Source organism: Asticcacaulis sp. P4_H10 (genome assembly GCF_056400965.1).
Genome location: NZ_JBFUKH010000005.1, coordinates 1 through 12,976 on the forward strand (window position 1 = coordinate 1; position 12,976 = coordinate 12,976).

Below are 12,976 nucleotides of genomic sequence, written 5' to 3' on the forward strand. Positions count from 1 at the left end.
CTCCAATACTCAGTAATCTAAATCACTGCGTAAGTTTACGTTCATTAACGAGTTCCCACATGATACAAACCGAAGTCCATATCAAATGGTTGTCTATAAAGAGACCGCAAACATCTTTGGTAGTCGTGTAGACATGTATCTCAACATGTCCGCAAGAACACCGCCGCCTGCGTTTCTCTTTCCAATATATACAATGTCAAAGACCGAAAATGCACCGCCGAGCGGCACAAAAATTTCTATCACCAAACGGCGGTTAAACCGTCCAGAGCGACAACCTTATCTCGTTATCGAAGAGAGCGGCGCTTATACCGCTTAGATTTTCCGTGTCAAGTAATTCTTTTTAAAAGAATTTCTTTTCTTCGGTTTGCTTCAGAACCCCGAAGGTTTCGTCAGCGGAGCGGCGCTTATACCGCTTTAATTTTCCGTGTCAAGCAATTCTTTTTAAAAAGAATTTTTTAATCCGGAGCGCTTCAGAAACCCGAAGGCGTCGTCAGCGGAGCGGCGTATATAGTCGCTCCAGTTTTTGCGTCAAGCGATTCTTTCGAAAAAGTTTCGCTCGAAGCGGCCCCGCCGAAACCGCTTGGAAGCGCCGTCGCCGGGAGTGGTGCTTCTAGTTAGACCACCCTTGGGAGTCAACGACCTTTTTGCCGATTTCTTATATAATTGCGTTACGCTGAAATGACCTTATTCAGCGACTACAGGAAAGCCTTTCGGCGGGTTACGGCGCAGTTGCCACGCCAGCCAGATCGTACCCGTCAGCAGGACGGCAGTCGCGACCACACTTCCCTCCGGACCAAAGCTGCCACCGGTCAGCCACCATGGCGCGCCGGCGGTGCCTGCCAGGTCGATAAGTGGCGCGACCTTGACGGACATTCCACTGACCTCCAGGCCGACACCGCCGCTGAGCATCCAGTTCCACGCTGCGTGCCAGCCGCAAACACCCCATATCGATTGCTCCCGAATGGCGTACAGGCTGAAGAAAACGCCAACCAGCAGGATGTTCAGCAAGCCGAGCGCCAATTCCGGGGTCGGCGGCGTATTCAGGGCGTGCATAAGAGAGAAGATGACGGAATTGATACCGATGCCCCAGTAGAGGCCATGGCGCGAAGCGATAAGCTGCATCAACCACCCGCGCATCAGTATCTCCTCGCCGCTGCCCTGGATGCAGAAACCGACCAGCAGCACCACGATCGGGACGAAGGCGGCCAGCGAAGGCGCTGCCCAGATGCCCGGCGATTCGATCCGGTATCCCCCCAAAAGCGCAAGTCCGCCGACAACCGCGCTCAGAAAGCCCAGTCCGATCAGGAAGCCCCGCCCGAAACGCTTTAGCCCTTGGCCGTTAAATCCGATTGCCGGAAAGCTGCGCCGCTCGAACAGATGGACCCACAGGAAGATCGCTATGGACGTTACGCCACACGCAAACAGGGACGAGGCAAATACCGGCCACTCCGGCAGGGCCGCCAGCAAAGAGGCCTGGAGGTTTTGGGGATCGATCTTGATGCCGGCTAGACCGATGGCCGTCATCAGAAAAACCGGCAGCAACAGAATCTGCAGCGCCAGGAAGACGATCCCCAGTCCGACGATTGCCAGGCTCCAGGTCCGGCGATGCTTCGCCAGCCTCGGCGCGTAGAGTTCGATACCGGCCATCTTTAGTCCCCTGCCCTGCGGCTACACGGATGTTTCCGCCATAGTGGCACGAAGCGGAGGCAAGACAAGGGGATAGTTCCCCGTCTAGTGATCAATAATCGTCTCATAACTTTCGCGCGACGGCGCGGCCGGCTTTGGCCCGCGCTTTTTACCAGTGAAGCACGTCCCGACCAGCACGATCGCGATCCCGGTCATGATGATGCTGGCATTGGGACCGAAGTCGCCGCCCGACCATAGCCAGGTGTCTTCGACCGGCGCCTCGATCTTAAGCAGGGCGGGTGTGATGTTCAGCCGGCCGCCGTCGACGGTAAGCCCCAGTCCCCAGCCCATGGTCAGGTTCCAGGCAGCATGAAAGCCGCAGACACCCCACAGGCTCTGGTCGCGCATGGCGCGCAGGCACATGTACCAGCTTAAGATGGCGATATTGATGACGCCGAGCATGGTCTCAGGCGAACGCAATGCACCCGGGCCGCCCTGGATCAACAGGCACGCTGCTATATTGAAAGCGATGGCCAGAACGCTGCCCCAGCGCCCGACGGCATTTTGCAGCATCCAGCCGCGGAACAGGGCTTCGGTCACCGTGGCCTGGAGGATGGTTCCGACAATGGCCAGGGCGCTGGCGAACAGCCAGGTCGGCGTCAGGTGATCGTACCACGCCCCAAGACCCGTGATTTCATACTGTGCGATCAACCCGATCTGAACCACCGCCAGGACGACCACCAGAAAGCCCGACAGAAAGCCCATGCCGAAGCGTTTGCCTTGCCACGCCCCAAGCCCAACCGACGCCAAAGGCCGCCCCTCAAAAAAGCGCAGCCACAGCCAGAACAGCAGCAGTACGGGTACGGACGCGAACAGCGCCGCCAGATTGTCCTGCCAGCGTCCGCTGGCCGCAGAGACATAAAGACCGAAGATACCCGCGATCTGGCCAGATACCCACACGCCGGCATAGATACACAGCCAGACCAGAGGAATGGTCAGGAGCGCCCAGGTTCGTCGATACGGTCCCGGCGAATAAAGGTCTGTGCCCGCCATGCTGCCCCCTTTGCGCACCGGAGGTTTCCATAGTTAATGGCGACTGGCAAGCCCGGCTTAAGCGTCTGTGCTGCGCAATAGCATCTGTGTCGCGGCGTCGGCCGGGAAGAAGGCTTCGATGGCAATTTCCGACAGGGTGACGTCGAACGGCGCACCAAACACCGTCGTGGTCGAGAAAAAGGACAACTCGCCCATCGGCATTCGCAGCCTGAGCGGTACATAGACGTCGCCGAAGTCGCCGTGGGTAGTATCGTCATCCGGCGCCGGTAGCGCTTCGAGGTCGGCGAGCAGTCCCTGTAGCGCGCCATTGCCCGAGGCCTGCATCTGATGGCGCAGCCGCAGCAATATATGTGTCCGCCACTGCGCCAGATTGATGATGAAGGGCGCGAAGCCGCCGGGATGCAGCGACAGCTTCAGGACATTGACCGGCGGTTCCAACAGGGCCTTGTCCGCCACCACAATCAAAAGGCTTTGCAGGCTCCGGTTGGCGGCGATCAGTGTCCAGTGCGGATCTATGGCCAGGGCGGGATAAGGATCGTGAGCGCTGAGCAACTGATCGATCGCCGCGCGTGCCGCCGCCAGGGACGGATCGTCGAGGCCGCGCGCCAGATACATGGCGGCGTAACCCGCAGCATTGAGCAGCCGGTTGCGTTCGCGCAGCGGCATGTCGAGCACTTCCGACAGGCGTATGACCATGTCGCGGCTGGGGACCGAGCGCCCCGTCTCGATGAAGCTCAGGTGCTTCTGCGAGATTTCGGCATCCAGCGCCAGGTCGAGCTGGCTCATGCGGCGGCGCGCCCGCCAGTCCTTCAACAGTTCACCGAATGCATGGATCGCGGTCATGATGTCCTCCGGAGCTCACGCTTAGAGCGCCTGTGCGCGCGTTTCAATTACCTCCCACTTAATCGACACGCCGCCACAGGTGCGGGATCATCGGCCATCCTCAACGAGCCAAAGGAGATGTGCTCATGTTCGCGTCCAACCTGTTGAAATTCGCCCTGCTCGCCGATGCCGTGGCCAGCGCCGCCATGGGGCTGTTGCTGGCGGGAGGCGCCGGCCTTCTTTCCGGTTTCTTCAATATGCCCCAGGCCCTGCTGCTCTATGCCGGCCTGTTCCTGATCCCGTACGGACTGGGCGTTGCCTGGATCGGCACACGGCCACAGATATCGCGGCCGCTGGCCTGGCTGGTCGTGGCACTTAACGCGCTCTGGGTTATCGACAGCTTCGGCCTGTTGTTTACCACCTTTGTCAGCCCGAACGTCTGGGGCATGGCGTTTGTCGGCGCTCAAGGCATAGCCGTCGCGGGTCTTGCCGTGGCGCAGATCGCAGGTCTCAGGCAGGCGCAACAGATCGCCTGACATTGACAGTGCATGCGCCGGACTTTAAGCCTCGGTACATGCGCATGACGATCATCCTTATCCAGCAGCAGCTAACCCGCCAATTTCCGGCGTGGGCGTGCGCGGCTGGCTGAAGGATCACTTCAACCGCTTTTTGCAACCCCGCCCGGCCGGCGGGGTTTTTTCTTGTGCCGTCCGGGTTATCCCATGGAGACCCTTATGACCTTTACCACCGACACCGAAATCGACCGCATCGCCTCAGGCGTACTGGACTTGAGCCTGCCGAAAGCGGAATGGACGCATGCCGCGCATTTTGCCCTGGCCCTGTGGCTGCTCAGGCACCGCGAAGATGTGCCCGCGATCATGCCCGATATTATCCGCGCCTATAATGTCGCGAGGGGTGGCCAAAATACCGACACGGCCGGCTATCATGAGACGATCACCCAGGCGTCGATCCTCGCCGCACGGGCATTTGCGAGCGGGTTCGCCCCAGATCACCCTCTGTTTGATCTGACCAACCGGCTGATGGCGTCGGAGCTGGGCCGGTCGGAATGGCTGCTCAGCTATTGGTCGAAGGACAGCCTGTTTACGCCGCAAGCCCGCCGCGAATGGGTTGAGCCGGATCTGAAGGCGTTGGCGTTTTAACCTCCCTCCTCCCTGTCGCATAGCGACGGGGGAAGTGCCGGAGAGCGAAGCGAAGGTGACGGAGGTGGCGGCGCCGACAGATATACCCCTCCGCCGCAGACAAGCTGCGGCACCTCCCCATTGTCATGGGGAGGAGAAGATTCGCCTAATCTTCCCCCTCGCCCTGCTCCTTGGCCCGTCTGGCCAGGACGCGGCCACGGCCCTTGGTCAGGGCCGTGACGACGCCGCGCCAGGTGCGGATCTCCTGCTCGGTCATGCGCGCGCGGTTGAGCGCCACGCGCAGATTACGCACCATCGACTCCTTCTTTTCCGGCGGGAAGAAGAAGCCGGCCTTTTCGAGCTCATCCTCGAGGTGGCCGTAAAGCCCGTGCAGATGCTTGAGGTCTGCGGGCTCGTCCATATTCTGGGTGAAGGCGGCCTTGGGCGCGTCCATGACCTTCAGGCGCCACTCATAAAGGACGATGTTCACGGCCTGGGCCAGGTTGAGCGATTGGAAGTGCGGGTCGACCGGGATGGTGACAATGGCGTGGCTGAGCGCGATGTCGCTGGTTTCCAGCCCTGCCCGCTCGGCGCCGAACAACAGCCCTGCCCTCATATGGCTCTGCGCCTCGACGTAGGCCTGGTCGGCGCACTGGCGCGGTGTGATGATCGGCAGGTGGGTTTCACGCGGCCGTGCCGTCGTAGCGTAGACGGTCTTCAGATCGGCAACAGCGTCGGCCACGGTCGGGAAGACCTGCGCGCCATCCAGCGGCCAGTTGGCCCCCGACGACATTGCCCACGCCCGGTCCTGTGGCCAGCCGTCGCGTGGCGCCACCAGCCGCAGTTCGTGCAAGCCAAAATTGGCCATGACGCGTGCGACGGCGCCGATATTGTCAGCCAGTTGCGGCCGGTCGAGGATCACACACGGCAGGGTCAGGTTCGGGTCGCGCGGCGGCGCGGGACGGGCATCTTTCATGGCGCGGCTTATACGGGAAGCGAGTCAGGCAGGGAAGAGGCTGCGGAAAGATCGCACATTCGTCCCCTCTTCCCGCAGCAGGGAGAGATGAATAACACTCAAGTTTAAACTTGACTATCTCACTCGCTATGATACTGAATTTTAAACTTCACCATTGTAAGGAAGAATTCCATGCCCGTCGTTCACGCCACCTTCGTCAGCGAAACCACATATCCTCACCCCGTCGCCAAGGTCTTCGCCGCCTTTTCCGACAGCGCCATCAAGATGCGCTGGCTAACCCACGCGCCTCAGGACAGCGGCGATTATCAGAACGACTTCCGGCTGGGCGGCATGGAGCGCACGCGCTGGGTCATGGACGCCTCGACGCCATTTCCGGGCGCGGTGATCACGTCAGAAGCGCTCTATCTCGACATCGTCCCGCACAGCCGAATTGTCTCGGGATCGAACATGATGATGAACGGCAGGCCGTTTTCGGCCTCGCTCATGACGTTCGAGTTCGAGGCGGACGGCGATGGCACGCGGCTGATCTGCACGCACAATGGCGCCTATTTCGAAAACTCAGACGGCCCGGAAATGCGCAAGGCCGGATGGCAGCAGTTGCTGGGCCAGCTTGAAGCCGCGCTCAATGACAACCGATGACAGATGCACATAAGGTTCTTCAAGCCTTAGGCGATGCCACGCGGCGCGACATGGTCGAGCGCCTGACCGACACGGCCATGTCGGTCTCGGCGCTCGCCCAGCCCTACGACATGACCCTGACGGCCGTCGCCCAACACATCGCCATTCTCGAAGCCGCCGGCCTGGTCAAAACCGAGAAGATCGGCCGCGTCCGATCCTGCCGATTAGACACCAGTGGCTTCGATAGTCTGGATGCCTGGTCGAAAGCTCGCCGGCCGCTGTGGCAGAAACGGCTGGATGCGCTGGGCCAGATTCTGGATGAAACCTAGTCGGCGATCCCGCTGCCCGGCCAGGAACTGGAGGCAGCCACGGCAATCGCCTCATTGATAATCGTGTAGAGCGCCGCGGATACGCGCTCATACTCTGCCTGCTCCTCATCAAAGCCCTGATCGTTCCATGAGCCCATGCCGCCGAAGACCCAGGCGACCGTGGCAGCACTCAGCAGGCTTCGCGCCGTTTGCGGGAGCGTGTGGGACGGATAGAGGTCCCGGTGATAACCCGACTGGGCATCCGAAGCCCGCAAGGCTTCAAGCCCGCTGTCGAAACAGCTCGTAAATCCCTCATTCCCTGAAAACCTGACCGAAAAGGCGCGGATGTCGCGCAGGGCCGTCACGAAATCCGCCTGGACGGCGGACAGAGTACGCAGGCCATGTGGCGTAGTCGCGCCGCCGGGATGCCGGAAATAGTCGACGCGCCATATCCGGTCGTCCGGCGCAGCCTGATCACCGACATCCCATTCCGCAGTCCAGAAGTCGCTTGTTCCATCGGCTTTAACCGCCTCCAGCGCCCAGGTCGCGCCACCACCGGCAAAGCCCGCCGTCATCCGGTCATCCAACTCCCGTCCTGAAGGCGCGTGACGCAGCACAAGCCCTTTTGTCCCTTGCGACAGCAGACCCTCGAACCACCGGTCCGGTGTCGCTGCCAGCTCGACACGTCGTTTGAAATCCCGGAATTTGATATATTCGGCAAACCGGCACGTCGAATTGTCCGGAAAGAATGGTGGCGCGGACGTTCCGCGCAGCATGGCATTACCGTAACAGGTCAACGCAACAAGCTGGGCAATTTCACCGTTCATCCATCCCCTCCTCGCACCCCGCCCGATGGAAGAATTAATCCAGTTTGCGCCCGATGTCATTTCGTCTATAGCGGTCACCGTCAGCGCCCACACAGACCCTGTGCGTCTGCGTCCCGTGCGCTTTGTTGACCGCGCATATTATCCGAAAGCCGCTTTGCACTTTTCGGAATGCGCTTTTGAGAGAGGACACTCGAATGGCCAAGATCAAGGTGGCAAACCCCGTCGTCGACATCGACGGCGATGAAATGACCCGCATCATCTGGCAGCTTATCAAGGACAAGCTGATCCACCCCTACCTCGACGTCGAGCTGCAGTATTTCGACCTCGGCATGGAACACCGCGACGCCACCGACGACCAGGTCACGATCGATGCAGCCAATGCCATCAAGGCCTGCGGCGTCGGCGTCAAGTGCGCCACCATCACGCCGGACGAAGCGCGCGTGAAGGAATTCAATCTCAAGAAGATGTGGAAGTCGCCGAACGGCACCATCCGCAACATCCTGGGCGGCGTCGTGTTCCGTGAGCCGATCATCTGCAAGAACGTCCCGCGCCTGGTTCCGGGCTGGACCCAGCCGATCGTCGTCGGCCGCCACGCCTTCGGTGACCAGTACAAGGCCACCGACTTCCTGATGCCGGGCAAGGGCACACTGACCATCAAGTTCGTCGGCGACGACGGCACGGTCATCGAGCACGAAGTCTTCAAGGCGCCCGGCGCCGGCGTCGCCATGGCGATGTACAACCTCGACGAATCGATCCGCGACTTCGCCCGCGCTTCGTTCGAATACGGCATCAAGCGCAACTATCCGGTCTACCTGTCGACCAAGAACACCATCCTGAAGGCCTATGACGGCCGCTTCAAGGACATCTTCCAGGACATCTTCGACGCCGAATACGCCGCGAAGTTCAAGGAACTGGGCCTGACCTACGAACACCGCCTGATCGACGACATGGTCGCTTCGGCGCTGAAGTGGTCCGGCGGTTTCGTCTGGGCCTGCAAGAACTACGACGGCGACGTCCAGTCGGACACGGTCGCGCAAGGCTATGGCTCGCTGGGCCTGATGACCTCCGCCCTGGTCACCCCGGACGGCAAGGTCATGGAAGCCGAAGCCGCCCACGGCACCGTCACCCGCCACTACCGCCAGCACCAGAAGGGCGAGTCGACCTCGACCAACTCGCTGGCCTCGATCTTCGCCTGGACGCAGGGCCTGGCGCACCGCGCTAAGCTGGACGACAATGCCGAACTGGCCAAGTTTGCCGAGACGCTGGAAAAGGTCTGTATCGACACCGTCGAAGCCGGCTTCATGACCAAGGACCTGGCGCTGCTGGTTGGTCCGTCGCAGGGCTGGCTGACGACCGAGGGCTTCCTCGACAAGATCAGCGAGAACCTGACCAAGGCGCTCGCTTAAGAGCCCCTCTCAAAGAGTCTGAAAAAGCCGTCCGTTCGCGGGCGGCTTTTTTGTTACCGTTGACGACTACGGCATTCATGACGATAGTTGCTGCAACCAACATAACACCGGGAAGAATACCAATGCGCACCGCCGCCCTTGCCCTGAGCCTGATCGCCGTCTGCGCGCCCGCCGTCGCCGCCCCCATCGTAACATTGCCGGGCGATCAGGTCCTCATCGTTCCGCACACTGTCGGCCGCGTCCAGTACGGCACCGCCTTGACGCGGACCTCGGCCGGCTCAGCCATCATCACCACGACAGCAACCTATCAATGGCCCGGCACCTATTTCACCGCCGCCTTCGGAGGCGATGAAGTGTCCATCCGGCTGGACGACAGCACCAATATCCTGACCGTTGCGATCGACGGCCAGTTGAAGGACACGTTGAAAAAGCCCGGCGCCGTGGTCAAGACCTACAAAGGACTGGGCAAGGGCCAGCACGTCATCCGCCTGGAACGCCTGACGGAAACGCAAGGCACCAAGGGCACCTTTATCGGCTTCTTTGCACCCAAGGGCAAAAGCCTGACGATTCAGCCCCGCGCGCGCCAGATCGAGTTCATCGGTGACTCGTATACGGTCGGCTATGGCAATACCTCGACCAGCCGCCAGTGCAGCCCGGACGAACTTTGGGCCACCACCAACACCCAGCAGGCCTATGGCCCGCTGACAGCCAAGGCGTTCAAGGCCGATTATCAGATCAACGCTTTTTCCGGCCGTGGCATCGTGCGCAACTATGACGGCTTTGCCGGTGATACCCTGCCCGGCCTCTATCCCTACAGCCTGTTCGACAAGCAGGCGGAATACAAGGACGACCGATGGAATCCGCAGATCATCGTCATCGGCCTAGGCGGTAACGACTTTTCGACGCCGGTAAAGCCTGGCGAAAAGTGGAAAGACGAGGCCGCACTCAAGGCCGATTATGAGGCCTCGTTCGTCACCTTCGTCAAAACCTTGCGGGCCCAAAACCCAGAAGCCTTCTTCCTGCTGACCAAGTACGAAGGCCCAACGGTCGCCGATGAGGTCGAAAAGGTCGCTGCGCAGCTTAAGGCGCAGGGCGAAACACGGGTCGATACGATCGGTCTTGACGGCTTTGCCCTCAACGGCTGCGACTGGCATCTGGACAGCAACGACCACAAGCGCATTTTCGAGCAGCTGACCGGGTATTTCACCGCCCACCCGGACCTATGGCAGGGCGAATAAACTGTCACACTTCCGACATTGACCGATGGCGGGTTCGCTGGGATAGTGAAGCACAACCCAGGGGATAAATAGTCTTGCGTACTTCGCTTTTTCTGATGCTGGCTGCGTTCGCCGCCGCTTCTCCCGCCTTCGCGGAAAAGGCCCTGCCACTGCATGTCGGAGGCCGAGTCGCACCGGCCGAAGTTGGCAAGGGCTACGTCCATCAATGGCCCGGCACCTATTTCGAAGGCCGGTTCCGCGGCACCGGCGCCGCCGTCCGCGTCAAGGACAGCGCAAACATCCTCGACATCTTTATTGACGGTCAGCTGACACGCACCATCTCCAAGCCCGGTGATGGCCAGGTCGAATTCGGAAGTCTGGCCGACAGTGAACACAGCATCCGCGTCGAAAAGCGTACCGAGGCCGCGTGGACCTCGGCACAGTTCAGCGGCATCTTCGTGCCCGACACAGCCGAAGTGCTGAGCGTCAAGCCGCGCGCCCGCCAGATCGAGTTCATCGGTGATTCGTACACGGTCGGTTACGGCAACACCTCCCCAAGGCGCGAATGTCCTGGCGACGGCGTATGGGCGACAACACAGACCCAGTTGGCCTTCGGACCGTTGACTGCCAAGCATTTCGACGCCGACTATCGCGTCAATGCCATTTCCGGCCGCGGCATCGTCCGCAACTATAATGGCAGCGCAGGTCTGCACCTGCCCCAGGCCTATCCGAACATCGTCAATGTCGACAACGGTACGATTCCCGACGCGAACGCCGCCTCCGACGACTGGGCGCCGCAGATTGTGGTCATCGGCCTTGGCACCAACGACTTTTCGACTCCGCTCAATCCGGGCGAAAAGTGGAAGACACGCGACGAACTGCAGAAGGACTATGTCGCGACCTATATCGCCTTTGTCCAGGATTTGCGCACCGCCAATCCGAACGCCTATTTCATCCTGATGGCGACCGACCAGGCCAATGGCGAAATCCAGGCTCAGGTCGCAAAGGTGCTCGGCGGGCTCAAGGCCGGCGGCGAAACGCGTATTGCCTTTATCCCAATGAACGGGCTGGCCTTCGAAGGCTGTGACTGGCACCCTTCACTTGCCGACGACCGCAAGGTGTCCGCCAGCCTGATCCGTTTCCTCGATGGCCAGCCGGATATCTGGCAAGGCAAGTAAGCATATCCGCAGTTCTGCTCAAGCGAATAAGGACCTAACAATGGCGACAATGGCTGAAGGATTTCAAGCATCGTCCATGAAACATTGGGGCCGCTCGGGCAAGAATGCGCTCATCAAGGTCATGAACGAAGAATCGGCGAACCAGGTCAAAAGGGGCAATCTGAAGACCGTCACCGTTTACGGCTATTTCGGAGTGGCCAAGCCAATATTGGGCATGCAACCCTTCCAGATCGAGCGCGCTCTCGGGTTGCCTCCCCTTTCCTTGGCGAAAGGGGCGTACGTCTACCAGTTGGACCGCCTTCCGACCTTTGACGAGATTGACTTTCGCTATTCATTGGCGTGGCCGGACGGCAAGATGCCGACGCCCGCCGAATACATGGACAAGATCGCGCGTCGTGACCGAATTCTCGCCGGCCTGGAATCGGAGCAGAGATTCTTTCCGCCAGGCGGCGTTCATATTCAGCAGTGGACCCTGGTCAAGGGGCATCGCGGCATAGGTGGAAAGCTGCTGCAGATGGTCAAGCCGGAAGATAAGTTCTATCGGGACCAGCTATACAGGCCGCACAATCGCGATATCGATTGGGGGCCTATCCTTTAGCGGGTGAATGCCTGCTACGCATCGATTCCTTACTGGCCCACACGCCATTGCTGATGCGCGATCTTGGCAAAGCAGGGACCTCATGCGCCTTTTCCGATGTGACAACTGCGGCAACGCCGTCTATTTTGAAAACCGGTCGTGCGTCAGTTGCGGGTTCCGCCTGGCATTCATCCCCGAAGCCCTGGCCGTGCATACGGTGCAGCTGGACGCCGACGGCAAGCGCTGGCGCCGAATGGATCAGCAGCAGTTCGTCTATCGCTTCTGCGCCAACGAAAAGTGGGACCTGTGCAACTGGATGGTTCCCGCCGAAGGGGCGGACGATTATTGCCTCGCCTGCCGGCACAATGGGCTGGTGCCGGATCCGACGACCGATGTCGGTCTCAACCGCTGGCGGCGAATGGCCGACGCTCAGCGCTTGCTGTTCTACTCCTTCCTGCGCTGGAACCTGCCACATCCGACACGTGCCGAGGATCCCAATGGCGGGCTGATCTTCGATCTCAAGGACGACGAAATCCTGCCCGACGGCTCGTGCCAGCCGGTGCTGATCGGCCATGACGAGGGACAGGTTGTCATCCGCACCGCCGAGGCTGATGATCCGACGCGCGAACAGCAGCGCGCCATGATGAATGAGCCCTATCGCACGCTGCTCGGCCATTTCCGCCACGAGTGCGGACACTTCATCTGGAACAAGATGGTGCGTGACGCCGGCAAGCTCGACGGCTTTCGCGCTGTGTTCGGTGATGAGCGAGCTGATTACGGTGAGGCGCTGGAAAGGCACTACAGGGAAGGCCCCCCGCCTTTATGGGGCGAAACCTACATCAGTTATTACGCGACCACGCATCCGTGGGAAGATTTCGCCGAATGCTTCGCCCACGTGCTTCACATCGTCGATTCGCTGGAAACGGCGCATATCTACGGCATCGCCCTGGCACCGCCCAGCCATTCGGAACTAAGAACGCACGCGGCGTTCGATCCTTACACCATTCTCGACTTCGACCAGATCGCTGAGGTGTGGATACCCTTAAGCGTGGCGCTCAATTCGATCCACCATTCGATGGGCGAACGCGACCTGTACCCCTTCATCCTTACCCCTGCCATCCAGGCAAAACTGAAATACGTGCACGGGCTGTTGACACGCCAGGTCTAGCTCCCAGGGCTTGTCTTCGTGCACGGTTACCGCTTACATCCCTCTCAAAACAGGGAGTCCC

14 protein-coding genes are annotated in these 12,976 nt (G+C 60.3%); 9 read left to right on the forward strand and 5 right to left on the reverse strand.

The window, feature by feature from the left end; genetic code table 11:
• Nucleotides 1–684: 684 nt before the first annotated feature.
• The 3 genes from AC1DON_RS10010 to AC1DON_RS10020 form a co-directional block, all read right to left on the reverse strand.
• Nucleotides 685–1,647: a CPBP family intramembrane glutamic endopeptidase gene (locus AC1DON_RS10010; RefSeq protein ID WP_476934654.1), complete on the reverse strand. Its 963-nt coding sequence runs from the start codon at nucleotides 1,645–1,647 to the stop codon at nucleotides 685–687.
• 84 nt (nucleotides 1,648–1,731) lie between these two features.
• Nucleotides 1,732–2,679, reverse strand: coding sequence for a CPBP family intramembrane glutamic endopeptidase (locus tag AC1DON_RS10015; RefSeq protein WP_476934655.1), 948 nt, complete (start codon nucleotides 2,677–2,679; stop codon nucleotides 1,732–1,734).
• Between the two features lie 57 nt (nucleotides 2,680–2,736).
• The gene (locus AC1DON_RS10020; RefSeq protein WP_476934656.1) at nucleotides 2,737–3,522 is read right to left on the reverse strand and encodes a helix-turn-helix domain-containing protein; all 786 of its coding nucleotides are present in this window, start codon (nucleotides 3,520–3,522) and stop codon (nucleotides 2,737–2,739) included.
• Nucleotides 3,523–3,647: 125 nt separating this feature from the next.
• On the opposite strand from AC1DON_RS10020, the gene AC1DON_RS10025 reads away from it, so the two are divergent.
• Both AC1DON_RS10025 and AC1DON_RS10030 read left to right on the forward strand, forming a co-directional pair.
• Nucleotides 3,648–4,037, forward strand: a complete 390-nt coding sequence (locus AC1DON_RS10025) for a hypothetical protein (RefSeq protein WP_476934657.1) — start codon at nucleotides 3,648–3,650, stop codon at nucleotides 4,035–4,037.
• 198 nt (nucleotides 4,038–4,235) lie between these two features.
• Nucleotides 4,236–4,661, forward strand: coding sequence for a hypothetical protein (locus tag AC1DON_RS10030; protein WP_476934658.1), 426 nt, complete (start codon nucleotides 4,236–4,238; stop codon nucleotides 4,659–4,661).
• A 145-nt stretch (nucleotides 4,662–4,806) separates the two neighbouring features.
• On the opposite strand, the gene AC1DON_RS10035 is transcribed toward AC1DON_RS10030, so the two are convergent.
• A complete protein-coding gene (locus tag AC1DON_RS10035; protein ID WP_476934659.1) occupies nucleotides 4,807–5,616 on the reverse strand; it encodes an RNA methyltransferase in 810 nt (269 codons plus the stop codon).
• Nucleotides 5,617–5,787: 171 nt separating this feature from the next.
• On the opposite strand from AC1DON_RS10035, the gene AC1DON_RS10040 reads away from it, so the two are divergent.
• Complete coding sequence (locus tag AC1DON_RS10040; protein ID WP_476934660.1) at nucleotides 5,788–6,255, forward strand: SRPBCC domain-containing protein; 468 nt, start codon at nucleotides 5,788–5,790, stop codon at nucleotides 6,253–6,255.
• The gene (locus AC1DON_RS10045) at nucleotides 6,252–6,563 is read left to right on the forward strand and encodes an ArsR/SmtB family transcription factor (RefSeq protein ID WP_476934661.1); all 312 of its coding nucleotides are present in this window, start codon (nucleotides 6,252–6,254) and stop codon (nucleotides 6,561–6,563) included. The genes AC1DON_RS10040 and AC1DON_RS10045 overlap by 4 nt, the downstream gene beginning before the upstream one ends.
• Here AC1DON_RS10045 and AC1DON_RS10050 read toward each other — a convergent pair.
• Complete coding sequence (locus tag AC1DON_RS10050; protein ID WP_476934662.1) at nucleotides 6,560–7,369, reverse strand: hypothetical protein; 810 nt, start codon at nucleotides 7,367–7,369, stop codon at nucleotides 6,560–6,562. The two genes, AC1DON_RS10045 and AC1DON_RS10050, sit on opposite strands and share 4 nt — an antisense overlap.
• A 194-nt stretch (nucleotides 7,370–7,563) precedes the next feature.
• Between AC1DON_RS10050 and AC1DON_RS10055 the strand changes: the two genes are divergently transcribed.
• The 5 genes from AC1DON_RS10055 (at nucleotide 7,564) to AC1DON_RS10075 (ending at nucleotide 12,915) form a co-directional block, all read left to right on the forward strand.
• Nucleotides 7,564–8,775 carry an NADP-dependent isocitrate dehydrogenase gene (locus AC1DON_RS10055; protein WP_476934663.1) on the forward strand — a complete coding sequence of 404 codons (1,212 nt, stop codon included), beginning with the start codon at nucleotides 7,564–7,566 and terminating at the stop codon, nucleotides 8,773–8,775.
• Nucleotides 8,776–8,897: 122 nt separating this feature from the next.
• Nucleotides 8,898–10,013 carry an SGNH/GDSL hydrolase family protein gene (locus AC1DON_RS10060; protein WP_476934664.1) on the forward strand — a complete coding sequence of 372 codons (1,116 nt, stop codon included), beginning with the start codon at nucleotides 8,898–8,900 and terminating at the stop codon, nucleotides 10,011–10,013.
• A gap of 74 nt (nucleotides 10,014–10,087) precedes the next feature.
• Nucleotides 10,088–11,170 carry an SGNH/GDSL hydrolase family protein gene (locus AC1DON_RS10065; protein ID WP_476934665.1) on the forward strand — a complete coding sequence of 361 codons (1,083 nt, stop codon included), beginning with the start codon at nucleotides 10,088–10,090 and terminating at the stop codon, nucleotides 11,168–11,170.
• A gap of 40 nt (nucleotides 11,171–11,210) precedes the next feature.
• Nucleotides 11,211–11,768: a hypothetical protein gene (locus AC1DON_RS10070; RefSeq protein ID WP_476934666.1), complete on the forward strand. Its 558-nt coding sequence runs from the start codon at nucleotides 11,211–11,213 to the stop codon at nucleotides 11,766–11,768.
• A gap of 82 nt (nucleotides 11,769–11,850) precedes the next feature.
• Nucleotides 11,851–12,915 carry a zinc-binding metallopeptidase family protein gene (locus AC1DON_RS10075; RefSeq protein ID WP_476934667.1) on the forward strand — a complete coding sequence of 355 codons (1,065 nt, stop codon included), beginning with the start codon at nucleotides 11,851–11,853 and terminating at the stop codon, nucleotides 12,913–12,915.
• Nucleotides 12,916–12,976: the final 61 nt, after the last annotated feature.

Excerpts from the sequence above, each read along its gene's own strand:
- AC1DON_RS10010 (WP_476934654.1), bottom strand. The coding sequence starts at position 1,647 with ATGGCCGGTATCGAACTCTACGCGCCGAGGCTGGCGAAGCATCGCCGG.
- AC1DON_RS10060 (WP_476934664.1), top strand. The coding sequence starts at position 8,898 with ATGCGCACCGCCGCCCTTGCCCTGAGCCTGATCGCCGTCTGCGCGCCC.
- AC1DON_RS10050 (WP_476934662.1), bottom strand. The coding sequence starts at position 7,369 with ATGAACGGTGAAATTGCCCAGCTTGTTGCGTTGACCTGTTACGGTAAT.
- AC1DON_RS10070 (WP_476934666.1), top strand. The coding sequence starts at position 11,211 with ATGGCGACAATGGCTGAAGGATTTCAAGCATCGTCCATGAAACATTGG.
- AC1DON_RS10075 (WP_476934667.1), top strand. The coding sequence starts at position 11,851 with ATGCGCCTTTTCCGATGTGACAACTGCGGCAACGCCGTCTATTTTGAA.
- AC1DON_RS10035 (WP_476934659.1), bottom strand. The coding sequence starts at position 5,616 with ATGAAAGATGCCCGTCCCGCGCCGCCGCGCGACCCGAACCTGACCCTG.
- AC1DON_RS10040 (WP_476934660.1), top strand. The coding sequence starts at position 5,788 with ATGCCCGTCGTTCACGCCACCTTCGTCAGCGAAACCACATATCCTCAC.
- AC1DON_RS10055 (WP_476934663.1), top strand. The coding sequence starts at position 7,564 with ATGGCCAAGATCAAGGTGGCAAACCCCGTCGTCGACATCGACGGCGAT.
- AC1DON_RS10030 (WP_476934658.1), top strand. The coding sequence starts at position 4,236 with ATGACCTTTACCACCGACACCGAAATCGACCGCATCGCCTCAGGCGTA.
- AC1DON_RS10025 (WP_476934657.1), top strand. The coding sequence starts at position 3,648 with ATGTTCGCGTCCAACCTGTTGAAATTCGCCCTGCTCGCCGATGCCGTG.
- AC1DON_RS10045 (WP_476934661.1), top strand. The coding sequence starts at position 6,252 with ATGACAGATGCACATAAGGTTCTTCAAGCCTTAGGCGATGCCACGCGG.
- AC1DON_RS10020 (WP_476934656.1), bottom strand. The coding sequence starts at position 3,522 with ATGACCGCGATCCATGCATTCGGTGAACTGTTGAAGGACTGGCGGGCG.
- AC1DON_RS10015 (WP_476934655.1), bottom strand. The coding sequence starts at position 2,679 with ATGGCGGGCACAGACCTTTATTCGCCGGGACCGTATCGACGAACCTGG.